General features: G+C 40.9%; 14 protein-coding genes. 3 read left to right on the forward strand and 11 right to left on the reverse strand.

Annotated features, from left to right (window positions below):
* The first annotated feature begins 157 nt into the window (after nt 1-157).
* Nucleotides 158-1,837 (forward strand): ATP-binding protein, encoded by a 1,680-nt coding sequence (locus tag L0992_11500; GenBank protein XGB66340.1) that lies wholly within the window; start codon nt 158-160, stop codon nt 1,835-1,837.
* Nucleotides 1,824-3,014 carry a hypothetical protein gene (locus tag L0992_11505; GenBank protein XGB66341.1) on the forward strand — a complete coding sequence of 397 codons (1,191 nt, stop codon included), beginning with the start codon at nt 1,824-1,826 and terminating at the stop codon, nt 3,012-3,014. Before L0992_11500 ends, L0992_11505 begins: the two co-directional genes overlap by 14 nt.
* Nucleotides 3,015-3,241: 227 nt before the next feature.
* On the opposite strand, the gene L0992_11510 is transcribed toward L0992_11505, so the two are convergent.
* From L0992_11510 to L0992_11535, 6 genes are all read right to left on the reverse strand, one after another.
* On the reverse strand, nt 3,242-5,350 hold the full coding sequence (locus L0992_11510) for an ATP-dependent RecD-like DNA helicase (protein ID XGB66342.1): 2,109 nt from the start codon (nt 5,348-5,350) through the stop codon (nt 3,242-3,244).
* Nucleotides 5,351-5,406: 56 nt separating this feature from the next.
* On the reverse strand, nt 5,407-5,823 hold the full coding sequence (locus tag L0992_11515) for a hypothetical protein (GenBank protein ID XGB66343.1): 417 nt from the start codon (nt 5,821-5,823) through the stop codon (nt 5,407-5,409).
* 9 nt (nt 5,824-5,832) lie between these two features.
* A complete protein-coding gene (locus L0992_11520; protein ID XGB66344.1) occupies nt 5,833-6,396 on the reverse strand; it encodes a recombinase family protein in 564 nt (187 codons plus the stop codon).
* Nucleotides 6,397-6,572: 176 nt separating this feature from the next.
* Complete coding sequence (locus L0992_11525) at nt 6,573-7,229, reverse strand: hypothetical protein (protein ID XGB66345.1); 657 nt, start codon at nt 7,227-7,229, stop codon at nt 6,573-6,575.
* A 4-nt stretch (nt 7,230-7,233) separates the two neighbouring features.
* Nucleotides 7,234-10,590 (reverse strand): hypothetical protein, encoded by a 3,357-nt coding sequence (locus L0992_11530; protein XGB66346.1) that lies wholly within the window; start codon nt 10,588-10,590, stop codon nt 7,234-7,236.
* A complete protein-coding gene (locus L0992_11535) occupies nt 10,587-12,029 on the reverse strand; it encodes a site-specific integrase (GenBank protein XGB66347.1) in 1,443 nt (480 codons plus the stop codon). Before L0992_11535 ends, L0992_11530 begins: the two co-directional genes overlap by 4 nt.
* A gap of 905 nt (nt 12,030-12,934) precedes the next feature.
* Between L0992_11535 and folD the strand changes: the two genes are divergently transcribed.
* On the forward strand, nt 12,935-13,792 hold the full coding sequence (folD, locus tag L0992_11540; GenBank protein ID XGB66348.1) for a bifunctional methylenetetrahydrofolate dehydrogenase/methenyltetrahydrofolate cyclohydrolase FolD: 858 nt from the start codon (nt 12,935-12,937) through the stop codon (nt 13,790-13,792).
* A gap of 129 nt (nt 13,793-13,921) precedes the next feature.
* Here folD and L0992_11545 read toward each other — a convergent pair whose 3' ends face one another.
* The 5 genes from L0992_11545 to L0992_11565 all read right to left on the reverse strand — a co-directional run bounded on the left by L0992_11545 (nt 13,922) and on the right by L0992_11565 (nt 19,716).
* Nucleotides 13,922-15,736 (reverse strand): sodium:proton antiporter, encoded by a 1,815-nt coding sequence (locus L0992_11545; protein XGB66349.1) that lies wholly within the window; start codon nt 15,734-15,736, stop codon nt 13,922-13,924.
* A gap of 183 nt (nt 15,737-15,919) precedes the next feature.
* Nucleotides 15,920-17,119, reverse strand: coding sequence for a NupC/NupG family nucleoside CNT transporter (locus L0992_11550; protein XGB66350.1), 1,200 nt, complete (start codon nt 17,117-17,119; stop codon nt 15,920-15,922).
* A 205-nt stretch (nt 17,120-17,324) separates the two neighbouring features.
* Nucleotides 17,325-18,245: a LysR family transcriptional regulator gene (locus tag L0992_11555; protein XGB68726.1), complete on the reverse strand. Its 921-nt coding sequence runs from the start codon at nt 18,243-18,245 to the stop codon at nt 17,325-17,327.
* A 151-nt stretch (nt 18,246-18,396) separates the two neighbouring features.
* Nucleotides 18,397-19,395 (reverse strand): lytic murein transglycosylase, encoded by a 999-nt coding sequence (locus tag L0992_11560; protein ID XGB66351.1) that lies wholly within the window; start codon nt 19,393-19,395, stop codon nt 18,397-18,399.
* Between the two features lie 30 nt (nt 19,396-19,425).
* Nucleotides 19,426-19,716: a YcgL domain-containing protein gene (locus L0992_11565; protein ID XGB66352.1), complete on the reverse strand. Its 291-nt coding sequence runs from the start codon at nt 19,714-19,716 to the stop codon at nt 19,426-19,428.
* Nucleotides 19,717-19,820 lie beyond the last annotated feature (104 nt).

Below are 19,820 nucleotides of genomic sequence, written 5' to 3' on the forward strand. Positions count from 1 at the left end.
TCGCTCTACTCTCATCGTAACAAGTAACTGGGCAAAGCTAATTTAGATAACTGAGTAAGTTAGTAAAACATGGATTGAAAAATCTCCACCTATTCAATAACACTCTGAAATTTAGTAGTATTAATTCATTGATAAAACGTACAATAGCGATGATCGAATGAAATTAGCTTTTCTTCATATTCAAAACCATAGAGCACTAGAAAACATTGATATACCGATCAATGGATCACATAAGTGTAATTATTCAAGCGATCAATTAAACCTACAGTTCTGTTCAAATGAGCTTGATTACTATCAAGGGTTAGAGTGTAGTGCCATAATTGGAAAAAATGGTGTAGGCAAAAGCACTATCCTTGATTTTCTAGAAGTCGCGTATGAAGGCACTGATTCTAGTGGAGTTATTGTTTGGTTCGAAAGTACGACAGAAACATATCATATCTTCCCTATCAATTTATATATAAATGAGAGTTCAATTTCAAGCAACAAAAACTATACTATAGAAAAAGATTTATCCAAATTTGTCAAACGTCATAAAATTAAATTTATTAAAGCAAACAATTTAACAGGCGTAGAGACTAATGAATTTTCGATCAAGAGAAGATCCAATTCATTCATTTATGACATGTCCCTTTCACAGTATGTAAAAGGAAGCAAAAAAGTTATTGCTCAGCGTACAAACAGGCTAATTCAATATTTCAATACTAGTACTTCTTTCAATAATTTGGATCAACCTAAAGTCAAATTCACGTTTCAATTTAGTGCTTCTTCAACAGCTTACTTAAAATCATTATTGAATGACGAAGAATTTGTATCGAAGCATATACAATCCAAACAACATTTAGATATTCTAAGCCATCACCTCGAAACCCGTTTTTGCAGTATCAACTTAGAAGAAATACAAAATATCGGCTCTCAATTAATGAGGGCAAATATTTTATCAATTTGTAATTATTTATCTAAACTTACCATCATTAAAAAGAGCAATAGAGATGAGTTTTTTATTAGGCTTCTCATCGGGATGACAAATGGAGATTTAAGTGCAAATTATGTAACAAATATACTACATAAAGTAAGAGGCGAATCAAGCATCGATAGTAGAGATGATATTATTAAATTTGATTCACCAATTATTATGCTGAAGTTCCAAGAAGTACTCGATAATCTTGGTAGAATTTCAAATATAATAAACATGTTCATTTATGAATTTAATTTGGATAAAAAAAATGAATTATCGACCTTTAATGCCGATTTAATAATTGAACTAGCAAACAACATTTCAACGCTTCCTTCTTTGCTGTTAAATAACTTCAAATATGGATGGATTGGGTTTAGTACAGGTGAGTTTGCAAAATTAAACATATTCTCTGAGTTATATGAGTACATCCATAACCAAAAAAATCATAACGTTAATAATCATCTAATAGTCATGGACGAAGTAGACCTATATCTACATCCAGACTGGCAAAGGACTTTTTTTTCTGAATTGCTCGAGTTCATAAAAGTAGAATTTCCAAGTGACACTGTTCAAATCATCTTAAGCACACACTCACCCATAATAATTAGTGACTTTTTGCCAGAAGACATAGTCTCTCTTGATAGAATTAATGGTAAAACTAAAGTGGTAGAATCTTTTGGATTTGCTTCTCATATTACTGATCTTTATGTAGAAGGGATGCACCTTAATTCAACATTCGGTGAGCATTCTAAAAGAGCGATTAACCAATTGTTAACTCGCTCAAATAACAATACACTTACCAAAAAAGACACCGAACTGATAAAGAAAATTAAGAGCAAAAATATACAAAAATTGATATTAGGTTCGCATGATAAAAATTAACCCTACTTACAGTGAAGACTTTCTGAGCCGCTATGTGACAAATGTTATTACAGAAAGGTTGATCCCTTTATTTAACAATATGATATTAACAGCACCAGAAGTAGATCAAGAACGTATATTAGAAATATTCTCTGAGGAATTTATCCATGATTTAGTGCTATGTGGCGCAGAACAATTAGATGAGAAAATATTCACTATTTACGATCATTTATACGTATTATCAGAAAGATATTGCCTTGAATATTACCTCAAAGATATCGACTTAGACCCATCAGTTGTGTCAATGCCGATTAGAAAAAATGTAGATAAAGATCGAATAAGAACCATCCATACAAGAGTTATTGATGACCTTCAACTGTTGTCAAATGAGCGACAATCTATCTACTTACCTTTAATAATTAATGATATGCAAGGTACAACTGTAGCGTCTCAAATTAAGGAGCAATTAACTTTACTAAATTCAATGATGTCTGGCAATCATATATTGAATGATGAAATTAAAAGGCTATATCCAGATTGGGTAAATGATTTTCCTAACTTGTTTAATTACAATGCAATGTCACAAATTTTTGGGCGAGAGATCACTAACAGTATGAATTTGGATATATGCCCGTATTGTAACAATGAGGATATAGAAACCATTAATGAGGAAGGCGCGGAAACAAGACCAGACCTAGACCACTTTTTCCCGAAATCAAAATTTCCATTTCTCGCATTGACACTCTCAAACCTGATACCTTCTGGTAATCGATGCAATCAAAAGTACAAAAAAGCAAAATCAATGCTCGGCTATGTACATCCATATATAGATGGGATAAAGCAGAATACACTTTTTGACTTTAACTATACTTTTGACGAAGGTAGAAACATTGATGCAATCGACGTAAAAGTAATTAATCAGAGCAGTAATATAGATAGAAACTTGGATTTATTCAGGATTGAAGCGACTCATAACAAAAACAATGTTAAAAATTGGTTTTTAAAACTAGAAGAGCGTTACCAACTATTGATTAACTGCGAACCAGACTATCTTAATGAAATATTAGATAACGATAATTTAGTTCGAGCCAGACTAGATGTTGATATTCAAAAATCACCAAGAAAAGAAGAATATCAGAAGCTAAAAATTGACGCACTTAATTTTCTATCAGGCAGAGACTATAACATGACTGATTAATTAAAATAAGAGTCAACAGCAAATTTAGTTACAAGGCAGTCTATTATCTGCCTTACTTTTTTAGTCACACTAAATTTATTTTTAACAGCTATACATTTTTAAAACGATAGAAATTCAATCACAGCGTAAGGCTGTCGTTGAGAAAAATAGAACTGACTTTCTAATAGCGTCAACCCTATTAACATCGTCATAAATTCGCCTTACATCCAGACACGTTCTTTAACCGACTAACATGAGTTCCGTAATAGTTCAGCCAAATAAACCTTTCTCCTACTCACTTTTGTCGGAGACGTTATTGCCTTGGCGAATGCCTGTTCACTGCCCAACCAATACATATTTTCAGACGCCCTTGTGTTGGCGGTGTATACCCACGACTTATCTATGAGTCGGTGATCTATGATGGGTGCGATTACCGTTGGGAATTGACTTCCTTGAGCTTTGTGCAACGTGATAGCATACGCGAGTTCGATATCATCCAAGATCTCCAACTTGATCTCAACGATTCGCCCTGTATCAATTTTCGCCCTAGCCAAGATACTTTTATTCTCCTTATCGTGGAGTTCAATAATCTTACCTAAAGTCCCATTCTGTATGTCAATCTCATAGTTATTTCTTGTAAAGATGATGGGGTCACCCAACCTGAGTCCAATATCTTCAACTAGCCCTTCGGGAGATATGATCAAAAATTTTTTTCCATAAGGGTTCGCTATTGCCTGACAAAGTTGGTTAACCTCACTGGCAATCTTTCTTGTTGGTGATATGACTTGAACATCAGTACTGGCTTTCAACTTGAGATATAAATCAACTATGTCGTTGACGATATTAGCCCTACTGGTTTCGGTGAAGAAAACATTCTTATAATTCAGTTCCTTTGGAACTCTCGAATTCCTAATATCATCTGCATAGTCAGGAATACCCGTTTCAACCTTTTGCCGACGAACAACGTCAAGGTGCGTTCTTGGTAGATCTCCATACTGTATCAACTCCGACAAAACTAGCCCTGCGCCGATAGGCGGTAGTTGCTCATCATCTCCTACGAATATGATTCGTGTACTCTTCGGCAGCTTCATAACTAATTTATAGAGGCTAGGCACATCAACCATAGATGCCTCATCAATCACAAGTAACGTTGACTCATGGCTATTGATATCTGCGTCATTCAGCATCAAGAATCTATGTATCGTTTGAGTTTCAACTAGGATGGACTCATGCAATCGCTTTGCTGCCCTACCACTAAGTGCAATTCCGTACACTTTGAAGTCAAGAGCCATATAGCTATCGACAATTGCCTTCATTACAGTTGTTTTACCCGTGCCAGCTCCACCTGTTAGGATAAATACGTGATGCTCAAGACTCCGAATTATTGCTTCATTTTGCTTCTCAGTTAAAGGGAACTTGAATTGAGCTACTGCATTTTTGTAGGCCTCATCAGCCCCAGAGCGCCACCCGTTCCCTAAGTTCACCAAATAGTTTATACGCTTGGCGATCACGCTCTCCATGATGTACAGGCCAGTATGGTGAATCTGCTGAGTCTTATCGTTGTAATAGATAGCGAGCGAGCTGTGAGCATTTATAAGACACTCCTCAGCCAAATTTTCATCATCCTCACAAACTTCCATAACCAAGTGCCACAGCTCGTCAATTTGAGCGACTGTGTGCCCTTCCTTACAGTGCTGATGCATTGCCTTTTCAACTATTGCGTTCATTCTTCGCGGGTCATACAGATCTATTTTGAAAGCTTCAGTTGCTAATGTATCTGTATCTTTAAATGAGACACCAAAGTGCTGTAACAAATAAGGATTTTGTTTTATCTGTTGTACAGCCTCAGACTTGTGGTACTTAAAAAGCTTTTGCTGAACTAATGGCGGAATGCCCATTTTTGCAAAATAGAGAGCATCGTTTAGGTTTTCGTATTTTCGATACCCTTCTGCGAGCTTACTTGCCAGTTGAGGAGTGAATAGGTCACTTATCTCCTTCGTTTCTCCTGTTTCAAGTAACTCAAATAACTTTACCCCAAATGCTTCGAAGACTCTTCGCGCTTTAATCTCTCCAATACCCTCAAAATCTGGCTCCCTAGAAACAAATTGAATAAACTCTTCTACTGTTTCTGGTAGCACCATAACAGCTTCCGGTTGGGTAAAAGAATATTGTGTAAGCTCATAACCACGATGGTTTACAGCCTTCTCGTCCACATTTCCTAACAACTCCCATACCTGACCTGCTCTCGGTTCAGCATTGAGCTTCTTTTCGCTTACTTCTACCGAAGCATAGGATTTAGCTGGTACACGGTTTACATAGTCCTCGATCCGCACGAACATACCATTGAATCTGTACATACCATTTCTCAAGCCGTATACTGTTGTGACTCTGACGTAATACCGAGATGACACATTCATAAAATATTACCCATCGTATTGATGACATCTTCCAGCTCGGAATAACGAGCCAGTTTGGCTTTAAGCTCCAATATCTCAGACCTCAACTTGTTATTTTCAGCCTCTAGATGCCTAACTTTAGAAGCACTCTTGTCTCGCTCTTTACTGGGGGATGCTCTAGTGGCGGATGATTTTCCAACCGGACTAGGAAGAATTCCTACACTACGCAGGTAGTTCTCTAGATCTTCTAGGGCTTTGGCAAGGGCAGGGTTTTGTCTAAATGCAGACTTGCCTATATCAGCTTGCTTTGATATCTCACCTCGGTTGAGCTTACCTCGATGAATCATGCTCCTATAATCCAAATCAGACTTAGTGGCCTTCCATATCTCGAACTTGTTCAAGTTTTCTTGAGCCAACTGTTGACCGTTTGCCATTCCTATTCCTTACGTGTTTTTAGCACCGAGCACGCGATACACTGTTTGTCGAGATACACCACACTCTTTGCTAATCTGTGACTTGGGAATACCTGCACTGGCTTTTTGTCGGATTGCCTGAACTACATCTTGAGATAAAGAAGGGCGACCAATATTTTTTCCCTTTGCTTTTGCTGCTTGCATACCTTCACGCTGCCTAATATTAATCAGCTTTCGCTCAAACTCAGCGAATGCCCCGAGCATTTGCATCGTCAATTTGGCAAAAGGATCTTCTTTAGTTGAAAACTCTAATTTTTCACTTAGAAATATAACCGAAGCGCCTTTATCGTTTACCATCTCGATAATGCTTTGAAGGTCGAGGAGGTTCCTAGCTAGCCTATCAATAGAGTGAACATAAAGCTCGTCGCCTAAACGAAGGTACTCAATGCACTCTGTGAGTACGGGTCTGTTTCGAACAGTCTTAGCAGACATTCTCTCTACAAATAGTTTGTCTACATCAATACCGACTAATTGCCTGTCAATGTTCTGCTCTGCACTGGACACTCGTATGTATCCGACTTTTTGAGTTGTCATAAATGAAATCGCCGAGGTATCGTAACAAAAACACTACGCATTTAGTTACAGGCTGTCAACAAACAAAAATAGACCTTATGTTACACACAAAAACAGCACCTCGGCAGGTGCTGTTTTTGTGTAACTAAAGTGTACCTTTATGGACAGTTTTTCAAGAAAGCCAGCATACGGAATGATTATTTGTCCTTGAAATAGTCAGGTAGGTTTTCCATATTGAAAAGCTCGCTATCCGTCAGCAAGTCAATGACTTTACCATTCTTAACCACGAAAGAACCTTCCGCATTTTGCGCTGTTCGAAGTTCAGGTTTTAGTAAATTTTCGATAACTTCAAGAGCCTTACTTAGCTGCGCTTTGTCACTCTCATGCAATTGTTTGATCGTAGCTAATTCAGATTGTGTATATGTTGTGGCCTTAGGTGGAGCAATAGAGGCTATAGCACTGTTTCGTTTGTCCTGCACTTCAACTAACAGCAACCGAATTTCATTCTCTTTCCCATCGACTTCATGCTTGAGTTCATCCACCCGTGAGGTCAGCCTCTCTATATCCAACTTTTGCTGTCTGACCTTTAATTCGAGCCTGACCTTTGCGTCAGGCTTTTCCTCTTTCTTACCAACAAAGTTATCGATCAGAGCCTTATATCGACTACCTGACCTCCTCAATGTGGAACTATCGACAGGCATCCCATACTCTGTCATTTTTTGTGCCACATACTCCGAAAGTTTACGCGACGATGCGAACCTTGAATTTGATGCTTTTAACTCATCAAGAATTTTCTCAATAAATTCAACCCGCTTCTTCGCAAGAGATTGTTTCCGCTCTATTAAAGTTGCCATAACGCTACCTCTGGTTTCCGGTACTCATCAGAGCCAATATCTCATTATTGGTTAATCCTCGAAGATCAGCCTTCGTTTTTGCCACTGCCACTAAATACTCTATATCAGACAGATCATCAGCAGACTGGCCCACTCGATCTTTAGCCCTAACCTCTATTTTTCTTCTAAGTCTTGATGCTTGCATTTTTAGCTTATCACTATGCAAATGCGGAATCCCCTCCGTCTCTTTTAGTCTTAACATGAGCATTTCTTGCTCACTGGCACCATGAGCTTTCATTGAATTCAATAGTTGTAAGCCATCGTCAGACACATAATAGATACCGTTAACATTGGCGTTAGCATCTTCGATCACGTTCTTACGCACTTCCCAATATGATGCTTTGATAACACACTCCATTTTCTCGTTTTCGAGTTCTTTTCTTTCTGTCTCAAGCATTTCAAAGTTATCTAACTTTGTATTTATTGTTTTAATGTCATCACACAAAAGACGAATTGTTGAACTGATCGCAGGGAGGTTGTTGTTTGTGCACACAGTTAATGGACATGCATGGCAGTTTTTCTCACCAATGCTATTAATAATTTCTTTAGGACATTCTCCACCTGTAGGGCAAATGTGGGTACGGAAGTAAGCAATGTTGTTGGTGTTAGCTCTCCCCAACTCGGTAAGTCCGTTGAGTTGAATTACAGTTTCTCCCATATCGAAATTTACCGATTGAGCGTTATACTTATCTATTGTCTTACTTGGTGAATCATTCAATTCCTTCTCAAAAGCCTGCTGGTTAATTTCCAGATCACGCACAGACAGTATGGCATTCTGATCGTTTGCCTTAGCATCATCTATGATCGTAACTATCTGATTAATCAGTTCCTTTGATGCGCTATCAGGTAAACTTTTTGTATAGAAGTCTACTGTCGCTTCAGACTGACCAGTCAAGTATTTACCTACCACATTCGACCCTAAAATTGGTGCAAAAACACTGACCGTCATAGTTCGCAATGAGTGCGGTGTTACTCGAGTCTTTCTAATGACAGGTGTAAATGCAACGGCCTTGTGACAATCATGGTATGAAACTGAAATATCACATAGTTTTGTATCAAACTCGCCTAAACTCGTAAGGTGTAGGAACTCATTCACTGAATAGTTAAGTGCAGGGGTAAAGAGTGTTGTAGGCTCAAAGCTAACACCATTTCGGGTTAGGAACGCTTCATACTCATTGATCATTTCACTAAAAAAGTGAGGACACGCGGCGTCGTTATGAAACTTTTTTATTCTAAATAATGGTGAGACATTTCCCCATTTAGAGTCCTCATAACCACCATATGGAATTTCACCACAAATACTCGGGTTGGACTCCATTGCCCTTTTTTTGATCTTATATACCTTGACTAAAATCTCCATCGTCTCTTTAGATACAGTGACCGGATACGACTCATTTTTTGCCTTATCGTTTGTCACTATCAACTGTTGGTAAGCACCACCATTGGGAGAATATAAACTGAAGCACTCTCGATCATCCAGCCAAATAGCATTTGACCTTCTCAACCCAGAGTGAAGGCCTAAATTCATTAGAGACCATGCGATGTGATTGTGGATATACACGTTCTCATCTTTAGTGCCTAATTTCTTCCTGACCGCATCATTCTTAACCAGCTTTATCTGAGGCATTTGGCTTAGGTTTACTCTACCTATTTTCATAGGAACGCTACCGTCAATATTGACATTTCGATCTACTACAACATAGTTCCTACAATTTACGCCTGTTTCTATCGCTCTCTGTGACTCCTCTAGAATCTGATTTGTGACCTCTTTACAAAAACTACGCAAACCAAGCCAATATTCTAAACCAAAGACATACTTGGTATTTTTCACATACCTGTTACCCTTTTTTTCCTTAGCCTTTCCTACAAGAGGGTTTCTAAAGTTCTGCACCAACCCCGAATCTAAAGTAGTAAGATAATCAAAAAAATTGCTGATGATTAGCAAAGCATCCCTACCACTGTTGTTACTTTTAGTATCATCTCGGTGAACAGCAGAGGTCATATCATAGACAAACTGTTGAAGCGTTACTGGGTATTGAAAGCCCTCTGTAAATTTGTCTCGATTTTCAATTTCAAAGACATTGCTCCGCTGAACGTAAATACTATGCAGCAAATCTTCTGGTCGCTCTGGGTAGATAAATTTTCCGAAAAAGTCAGTATTAAAGTAAGCGGGTAGATACGAGAATAGGTACTTATTCAGAATACTGAGTCGCATTTTCTTTTGTTTGACTGTTGCAGCTTCATTTGAGGTTGCACGAATATAGTCATGTTGCGCAGCTATCCAAAAATTATCATCATTCAGTTGCTCGGGGTAAAATGCTGCATCACTGCCTCCCTTACCAGACCAGTAACCATAATCTATAAGGGTTTTTCTATCTCTTGTAGGAACCGCGATCTCTTTGATTCCTTGAACATTTTTACCGACCAAGCTCCATAACTTGCTCGATTTCTCACCGTATACTGCTGTATTTGATACTGGCTTTGTAACCCTCTGTATTGCAACTCGCTTATCGATGAACTCATTGTAGATATCGTTTTCACTCATAAGTTCTGCGCGAACTAGCAAGTCAATCGCAGGGCTGATATTGTAACTGGCTGGGCTGTTGTTATGATGCTTCATTAAATCGTCATGATAACTGAGCAAAACATCCACGGTTATTTCATTTGCGTCTGTAATTCCATGAGCCACAATAATGTCCGCTAGTCGCTTGAAAGACTGATTGAGCTTATCGGTTGACAAGTTTTCCAATTGAATATACTTCGCATACCATTTTTTGAATGATGGTACTTGTATGCACGAGACGTTGGTTTCAAATCGCTTCGTTGTCGCACCAAGCCAGAAATCACTGGCCAGCGGTGGGATAAATTGGCTCATAGCTGTAGTGCTAATACGTATCGCAGCATTTGCTGATTTAGGGTGGGAACCTACCATTGGGTTCAATGCTACAAGTTTTTGCAAAGCAAGATAAGACACAAAGAGGCGCATATTGTGCATGCGATTGAAGATGTCATTCGGTCTAATCTTATTGGATGATGGTACCAGTTTGTCCAACACAGGAAGATATTTTTCTTTAGTATCGCCACGAACCTCCATTTTCAGCAGAGTTTCCATTTCCACCAAAAAATCTTTAATTTCATCAAGTTGCAGTTGGGATATTTTAATTAAGGTAGCAATACAATCATCACTTCCATCGTCAGCACCTTTAAATTTTCGTTTGTATGAAGCAGGAAAGGCACTATCGCAACTCTCCTTTAATTTAATGCTAAAGGAGTCAACAATCGTTCTGAAACTGTCTGTTGTGAAGTTATCGTTGAAGATCATAATTTTTTACTCTGCTTTTCGATCATAGTGAACTTGTTGGTAGGCCTACCCTCGTAAAAGGCGGTTTCATGCTCCATCAATGCTTTGTTTGTTTCTTCAATCTTTTGCGCCATTTTCACAAAGCTTTCCTTGGAATATTTTTTAGTGCTCTTGAATTCAGAGTGGCGCATATAGTACTGAATCTCCTGATCTGAATAACCCTGACCGCCTTCAGGACGCGGAGCAAAGTTGCGCATAAAGACCGCATAGAAGTGACGCATTGAGTGAGTTCCAAGTTCATCGAAAATCTCGTCTGTCAAACCCGCTCTTGTAAGATTACGATTCCAAGCCTCACTGATGGTGCTCTCTTTTGAGTGAAAATATGGAGGGTAAACCATTTCCTCAGTGAGTTTATTTTTGACTCCACGCGACTGTAAAAAGAGATATTCAGAACCCGATTCCGGGCGCTCATTTTCCAAATAAAGTGTTAACTCTTCAAAAAATAGAGTCTTAAACGGCTCAATCAAGTGAACTGAGTAATGGTCAATGGATTTACCTGCTACATTAGTGTAACTAATTGACTCTAAATAACTGATTGTGCCTTTGTCGTGTAGCTTGACGCGTTCTTTTACTACGTCAATATCTTGAAACCTGATAGAAGCTGCCTCAGAGATGCGCAATCCACCTCCAAAACAAAGTGCATATATGGCTCTATCGCGATGGGTTTTGACATTGATATAGAATTGCCCAACGCATTCAAGGGGAAAGAACTTATCGTGTTCTGCTTTTGGTGTGGATGGAAGTTTAAAAAAGTTCTTAATCATTGTGACCTTTGCACCACCAGATATACAAGATGCCATGTAAGACCTTTCAACTAAGGTAGCGCGTTCTCTGTATGATAAGTGCCTGACTTTTCCAAGCTCTTGACCAACAGCAGTTAATCCTTGTTCTACATCTATTAACCCATCCACATTGCGCTGGCGTTGCAAACTATGCTCAAGGGCATTTGACGCGGACACGAAATCACACAAACTAGATATCATGCGACTGACAGAAGCTCTTTTTAGAGGACTAGAGTCTAAGTTCTCAGCACATATTCTTGCTAAAGGGTTTTTAGAGTGCTTCCCATCAAGTAGAAATGAGGCGTACCCAGCAAAAATTAACGTCAATGTACTTCTGAGTTCATGACTTGCTGCTATGGCGGGGTTGTCACTAACTGCGTTGTTGTACTCTTCTGAGTGCATCACTATCGATGCCTCGATAAAGTAATCATAGAATTTAGCAAGATCAGAAGCCTTAGCTTTAACTGTATTGTATGGTTGGCTACTCAAAATCATTGCATTTATATGCTCTTCAAGCTCAACAATCCTACCTGTGTTATTCGATCTGTATGAATAAAACACCACGCCGTCTGAATCTCTTAACTCTCTCTTGGCTAGATTTTTTGTTTTTCTAGGCATAAGTCCATTGCACCAATAATTAACCTAAGTAACTTTATATAAGCTAGCAGTATTTTTACTTTGGTGCAATGACATAGAGAAGCAAGGATTCGTTGGCTTATTAGTTTTTAAATGATGGGAAATTTTCTAGCAGGCATACGAAAAAAGCCAGTATCTAAACTAATAGATACTGGCTTTTCGAAAGTGGCACGCCCTGTAGGATTCGAACCTACGACCACATCCTTCATCACACTATAGCTTTCGCTACCACCTATAGAGGCTTTGTGCGCTGGACTATCCCTTTACCATAGCTTTTAAAGCTTTAGGTAGACGCCGTCTAGTCTCTACACCTTCCCAGTATAACTGGGCTTGGCTCGGGATTGCCAACTCGTAAAAGTAAGGTTTCCCCGAATTTGACGTCTTACACTCTTATCGTTTCCAAAAAGAGGCCCAACCTGAATGCTAGTATAAACTAGCCAATTAGAAGGGACGTGCTCTATCCAGCTGAGCTAAGGGCGCATTATTTAGTTCTTAAACTATAACTAGTTAAAAAACGAAATTCAAATTGTTTTTCGTTTGGCCTTCATTGCACCAAACTTGGTATCACGACCGCTTTGCAAACTTGCCAGTTCATTACACCAGAATTAACCTAATATAAGAACCTTCGACCACATCCTTAGAAGGGACGTGCTCTATCCAGCTGAGCTAAGGGCGCGCTACAGGAACGAATTATACGAATTCGAATCAGTAAAGCAACGGCTTTATGTAACATTCTGATCTAAGTGAGTAAAAAAAGGGCAACAAACATATAAGTGTTGGAAAATAGACCAAAGCAAACGTTTGCTTGATGGTAATCAAAAAGATTTTCTGGAATAATGCGCCAAAAACATCAGCCACTAACTTGAATATCAATACTAAGGAAATTCATGACTGCTCAAAATATTGATGGAAAGCTAATTTCTCAAACGGTTCGCTCTGAAGTTGCTGCACGTGTAAAAGCTCGTACTGAAGCTGGATTACGCGCTCCGGGCCTAGCGGTTGTTTTAGTGGGTGAAGACCCTGCTTCTCAGGTTTACGTTGGAAGTAAGCGTAAAGCGTGTGAAGAAGTTGGCTTCGTATCTAAATCTTACGATTTGCCAGCCACTGCGACAGAAGATGAACTGTTAACATTAGTAGACCAACTGAACCAAGATCCAGAGATTGACGGTATTCTGGTTCAACTGCCTCTACCAGCAGGAATTGATAGCACTCACGTTCTTGAGCGCATCACGCCAGAGAAAGACGTTGATGGCTTCCACCCATACAATGTTGGCCGTTTGGCTCAGCGTATGCCTAAGCTTCGCTCTTGTACACCAAAAGGCATCATCACGCTGCTTGACCGTTACAACATCGACTTACGTGGTAAGCACGCGGTTGTTGTTGGCGCATCAAACATCGTAGGTCGTCCAATGACCCTAGAATTGCTTCTAGCGGGTTGTACAACAACGACGTGTCACCGTTTTACCAAAGACCTTGAAGACCACGTGCGTCAAGCAGACGTTGTTGTGGTTGCCGTTGGTAAGCCTAACTTCATTCCGGGTGCTTGGATTAAGAAAGGTGCCGTTGTGGTCGATGTTGGTATCAACCGTTTAGAATCTGGCAAGCTTGTGGGCGACGTTGAATACGATGTCGCGAAAGAAAGCGCAAGCTTCATCACGCCAGTACCAGGTGGTGTTGGTCCAATGACGGTTGCGAGCCTAATCGAAAACACCATGATCGCTTGTGAGCAATTTCACTCTAAGTAATCTGCGAACGACAAATCTGCGAATGACAGTATAAATGGAAAGCCGCAACGTGAAGAACGTTGCGTCTTTTTTGATATCAAGCGATTCGTTTTAGATACAAAACTAATCGCTTTTGATAAAGAGGACTCGCTATTTGTCTGGAGTCTCAACTTTTTCTGTCTGGTCTGACGGTGGCAACAAACTGATGATCTCACACTCCGTTGATATCAGTTTTTCCAGTTCAGAACCTTGTGTAATTAAGCGAAAGTCACCGTTAGTAATCACACCCAGTAGAATCGCTTTCGGGTACAGAGTATTAAACTCATTAAGGTCAAATGCCTCGGTTAAACCTGTGCTCTTAATTTGACTGCCTTGTGCCATTAACGAATTAAGCTTGGAGTAGGTAATCCCTTCCGAAAACAAACTTCGATTACCATCGCGACTCACTTGATGCCTTTCATGCTTAGTCCCTGACGATTCAAGCTCAAACACCTTATTGGCACCAAACTCGTCTTGGTAATGCATGCTGACTAACGGGTTGGTTTGACGATAAGGCGAGACGATCATCGCACGCCCTATCCCGTCCAATTCCAGGTTATTTTCGGCATGGCTTGAGGCTGGGTTGCCAAAATAGACATTCAAATTATCCATCCTCGCCAAACGAATGCTCTCCCAGTTTGTATCGGCAAGCATACTATTGATATTGTGAGTCGCTAGCACCTTGGCAAACTGTCTTGCGAAGTGAGTTGCGCCAAAGAAGAGCACCCCTTGCGCTTTCTCTTGAGTCACACCTAACCTTCTCGCCCACCAGCTCGCGGTTAAGCTCTGAATCACAACCGTACCAATAATGACTAAGAACACCATTGGCACGAGCAGATCTGCCCCCTCAATCAATTGCTTTTCTTGCAGTTTAATCGCGAACAGAGAAGAAACCGCGGCCGCAACGATCCCACGAGGTGCCATCCAACTCAAAAACCATTTATCTGCCGAGGTAAGATCCGTGCCGATCCCGCTGATCCACACACTTAACGGGCGAGCCACCAGCATAACCACCGCTAATAAACCAATACCGCCCCAACCTATCGAGAGGAAAGTCCCCGAATCGAGTCGACTGGCTAGCAAAATAAACAACGCAGAAATGAGTAATACGGTCAGGGTTTCTTTGAATTCGATGATGTCTTCGATATCCAAGCCTTTCACATTGGCAAGCCAGATCCCCATGATGGTCACGGTTAGCAAGCCCGACTCTTCACTCAAGTCATTAGAAAACGAGAACGCCGCCAACATTAGGGTCAGCACCGCCACATTACGTAAATAGTGAGGCACCCAATGCCCTTGCAGCATCTTGGCAATCAAATGGCCACCAATGATCCCTAAGCCTAAACCAATGGCTAAGGTTAGCCCCAGAGCTGAAAGTACATGCCCTGTCGGGTCGGCAGAGGAGACTATGTATTCATAAACCAGTACCGCAAACAGAGCGCCAATGGGATCAATCACTATCCCCTCCCATCGCAAGATACTGCCTAGAGAAGACTTAGGCTGAATACTGCGAAGCATAGGGACAATCACTGTCGGCCCGGTCACCACCACCAAGGCACCAAACAGTGCGGCTAACGGCCAGCTGAAATCCACAAAATAGTAAGCACCGACAACAATGCATGCCCATGTAATCAACATGCCGAAACTCACGAGGTGAGTCACCATCCGGCCGTGGCCTCTAATTTCCTTAAAGTTCAGGGTCAATGCGCCTTCAAACAGAATGATGGCAACACCTAATGAAATCAGCGGAAATAGAACATCACCGAAAATAACATCGGGATTAAGGATATTTAAACCGGGGCCTAACAACAGACCAACGATGAGAAGAGGGAGAATCGCGGGAAGACGCAAACGCCAGCCGAGTAGCTGACAAGCTAACGACAAGAGTCCAATTAACGCCAAAGAAGAAGTAATCGACAAATCCATTTGTGCCCCTAAAAATTTGTACCACACCCTGTGATACAAACCTATTTGCTGAAACAAGAAAGCCTACGTCATTAAACTATAGGCTCTCTTTTTCGTGCTAACCGAATATTATTGTGATTAATCAGTTACTTTACTATGGGGAAATAAAGTGACTGACTCATCCACTCGGTACTTATCATCTAACTACAGAGAAAGTACCACACCAGCAATCGCTGCACTCATTAGGTTAGCAAACACACCTGCACAAATTGCTTTAAAGCCGTATTGTGAGATGAAAGAGCGACGCTCTGGTACCAAGCTGCCCAAACCACCAATCAGAATCGCCATTGTTGAGATGTTAGCGAAGCCACACAGTGCGAAGGTAACGATCGCTTGTGAGTGTTCACTTAGCGCTTCTTTAGCATCCATTAGCTGGATGAAGGCCACGAACTCGTTCACGACAATCTTGTTACCTATCAGTGAGCCTGCAACCACAGCCTCAGACCATGGCACACCAATCAGCCATGCAACGGGTGCGAACACATAACCTAGGATTAGCTCGAAGCTTAGGTTTACGCCAAACCAGCCACCAACAATACCTAATAAGCCATTCAGCATTGCAATCACACTGATAAAGGCTAGAAGTGTCGCACCCACCGCAACGGCAATACGAAGTCCAGACATAGCCCCATCTGCCATTGCCTCAACTACGTTTGTTGCTCGTGGAATTTCAACATCAGACTCAATATTTTCTTGAGCGTCATCTGCGCTACCTGGTACTAAGATCTTAGCCATCAATAGACCAGCAGGTGCAGACATGAATGCCGCTGCGATCAGGTAGTTTAGATCAACACCTAGCGATGCATAACCGACAAGAGTACCACCAGCAACAGAAGCCAAACCACACACCATCACAGCAAACAGTTGTGAATCTGTCATGTGCTTCAAGTAAGGTTTAACTACCAATGGTGCTTCAATCATGCCCACAAAGATGTTCGCTGTTGCAGACAATGATTCTGCACGGCCTGTGCCCAAGAACTTCTGCAGCGCGCCACCGATAAGGTTGATCACCTTTGGCATAAAGCCGATGTGGTACAAACCCGAGATCAGTGCAGAGAAAAAGATAATGATGCCCAGAACGTTAATCGCGAAAACGAAACCGTTATTCGTAAGGCCACCAAATAGGAAGTGAATCCCTTCTTGACCGTAGTTGATCAAGCTAGATACCGCACCTGTGGCTGCATTCAACGCTTCTTTACCCATTGGTACATATAGAACCAACAGCGCGAATGAGATTTGTAATAAGAAAGCCAAAGAGACTGTTCTTAGTGGAATATTTTTTCTGTCCGTAGATAGTAACCAAGCGGCAACTAAAATAGTGATAATTCCAAGTAGCGAAGCCATGTGCGTCAACCTAAAAGTTGTAGATAGGAAAGGCGACGCATTCTATAGAGGAAATCGTTTGCGGCAAGTGGCGGTTGTTAACGTGATGTTGGGGTAATCACCTTTAAGTAATGATATAAATTAAGTTATTGAATTTTAATAATTAAGTTTGATTAAAAACCATACTTTTTCCATATAGAAATTATATTTATAGATTTGGAAACAGTTAACGATGCAGTTCAACGCAAGTTTTCAGGTTTTCATCCCAGTATGTCGGCGATCCGATATGATCTTTGATGAACTCAATCACCGCAGAAAGCTTCTTCGGCATGTTCTTTCGACTCGGATACACAGCATAAAATGGCATTAATTGGCTAGCTCGCCATTCCGGCAAAACTTGGATTAATTTGCCCGTTCTAAACTCTTCTTTTACTAGGTAAGTTGCTAAGTAAGCCACGCCCCATCCTGATACGGCTGCGTCTCGCACTGCCTCAGCTAAATCCACCGAGTAATCACCCGCTACTTTAACGCTAAGATTCTCTTGGCCATTATCAAACGCCCAAGATGTGTAATCTCGTTCACGGCTGCGATAGATAAGGCAGTTATGGTCAATGAGATCAGAAGGCACATGTGGAGTCCCCGCTTTAATCAGATAATCCGGCGATGCTGCCACCACAAATTGGCTGTCCGCTAATCGCTGCGCAATGTAACCTTCGGGCAAATCTTCGTTATTGGTGATCCAGAGATCCAATCGCTCTTCAATCATATCCACTTTGTAATCGAACAAGTGAACCTCGATTCTAAGCTGAGGATAAAGCTGTCTGAGCTGATCAATCGCAGGAATGATATGTAAAGTGCCAAATGACTGTGACAACCCAACACGCAATATTCCAGAAATGTCATCACGCTGGCTGTCCATATCCATTTGAGCCGCTTTTACCGTGTTGAACAGCTGTTCACAGTGCTGATAGAACACTTCTCCGGCTTCGGTCAGCGTTAGGCTACGTGTGGTTCGTTGTACCAACTTGATGCCGATTGAGTCTTCAAGCAAAGCAACTTGCTTACTGATGTGAGACACCGAAACGTTCAAGCTTTTTGCAGCACTGGTAAAGCCTTCATACTTAATTAACGCATGGAATATCACCATCTGTGCAGCTCTATCTGTTAGCACGAGGCCACCTTCTTAAATCTCTGAAATATAAACTAAAAAGGACTCCGAAGAGTCCTTTAGTTCGTTCTGCCTATGGTAGGCCAATTGCTATCAAAGCAAGCTAAATCTATTAATCAAATTAGGTCGATTAATCAAACTTAATTCTGTCTGCTAGGTGGCTAACTGCCAAAGCAAAGTAGTAAGAACGATTCCACTTCATTAACACATTGTAGTTGTTGTAAATGAGGTACGAACGACCCGCTTCGTCATCCGGCATAATCAACCAAGCTTTAATGTCTTCATCAAGTGTCGGCAGTGGGCGATCGTCGTAGCGCTTAATACCGAGTTCAGACCACTCTTTTAAGTACTTCGCTTTGTCTTCAGTTCGGCCTTGCAAATCAATAGACACGGTTGACGGTACGTGAACCTGACGGCCCCAAGTGTACTTATCATCCCAACCTGATTGGCTAAGGTAATTGGCTGCCGAAGCAAACACATCTTCTTCAGTGCCCCAGATATCTTTCTTACCGTCGCCATTACCATCAGCGGCAAACGCTAAGAATGAGCTTGGCATAAACTGAGGCTGGCCCATCGCACCCGCCCAAGAGCCTTTCATCTCTTTTGGTGCTATATGGCCTTGATCAAGAATCTTCAACGCCGCCATTGCTTCGCTACGGAAAAATGCTTCTCTGCGCCCTTCGTAAGCCATGGTCGTTAGCGCATCGATAACACTGTAGTTACCGGTGAACTTACCAAAGTTACTCTCAACGCCCCATAGCGCGACAATGAATCTTGGTTGAACACCATATTCATCACCAATACGCTTTAGCGCTGTGTAATGCTTCTTATAAAGAGAGCGGGCTTGCTTCACTTTCCAATCTGGTACTGCTCGTGGGATGTATTCATCCAGAGTCAGCTTTTTCTCAGGTTGGTTTTTGTCGGCTTTCACCGCTCTTGGCTTAAACGTTACACCATCAAAGGCTTCATCAATGATCGCTTCAGAAACGCCTTCTTCACGGCCTTGTTGCTTTAGTTTTTCTACATATTGTTCGAAGCTCAATTCTTCAGCGTGTACTGAGCTAATGGTCAGGCTATTACCCAATAGTAATGCTGACACAGCCAATATGGTTTTCGAAAATTTACTCAACGATCACTCCTCCTTGAATTGAGGTGGCTATCACTCTTCGTCTTGAGATTTCTGTTGAGCTTTACGCTCTTTATGAAGCTCAAGTTCGTTAACTGGTGGTGGCGGAACCTGCAAAAAGAAACCATCGGTATTCAGTGATTCTTTCACTTTTTCGATGTTCACTTGAGCCAGTTTACGGCCATCCATTTTAATTACCATTACAAAACTAGGTTTACCAAACATTTGCATCAATGCGTCAGGAACTTGTGAAAAATCATCCTTCTTAGGGATATAAAGGTATGTTCCTTCTTTCTTTGAGCTTTTATATATAGAACACAGCATGACAAACCTTTTAATTGATTATGACTACAAAACTCTCACTTGCGAGATCAATAGTTTATGTTAGGGAAATATTGGGAACAAAACGTCCATTTGACAACAAGATT

The organism is Vibrio pomeroyi, assembly GCA_041879425.1.
Classification (GTDB): Bacteria; Pseudomonadota; Gammaproteobacteria; order Enterobacterales; family Vibrionaceae; genus Vibrio; species Vibrio pomeroyi_A.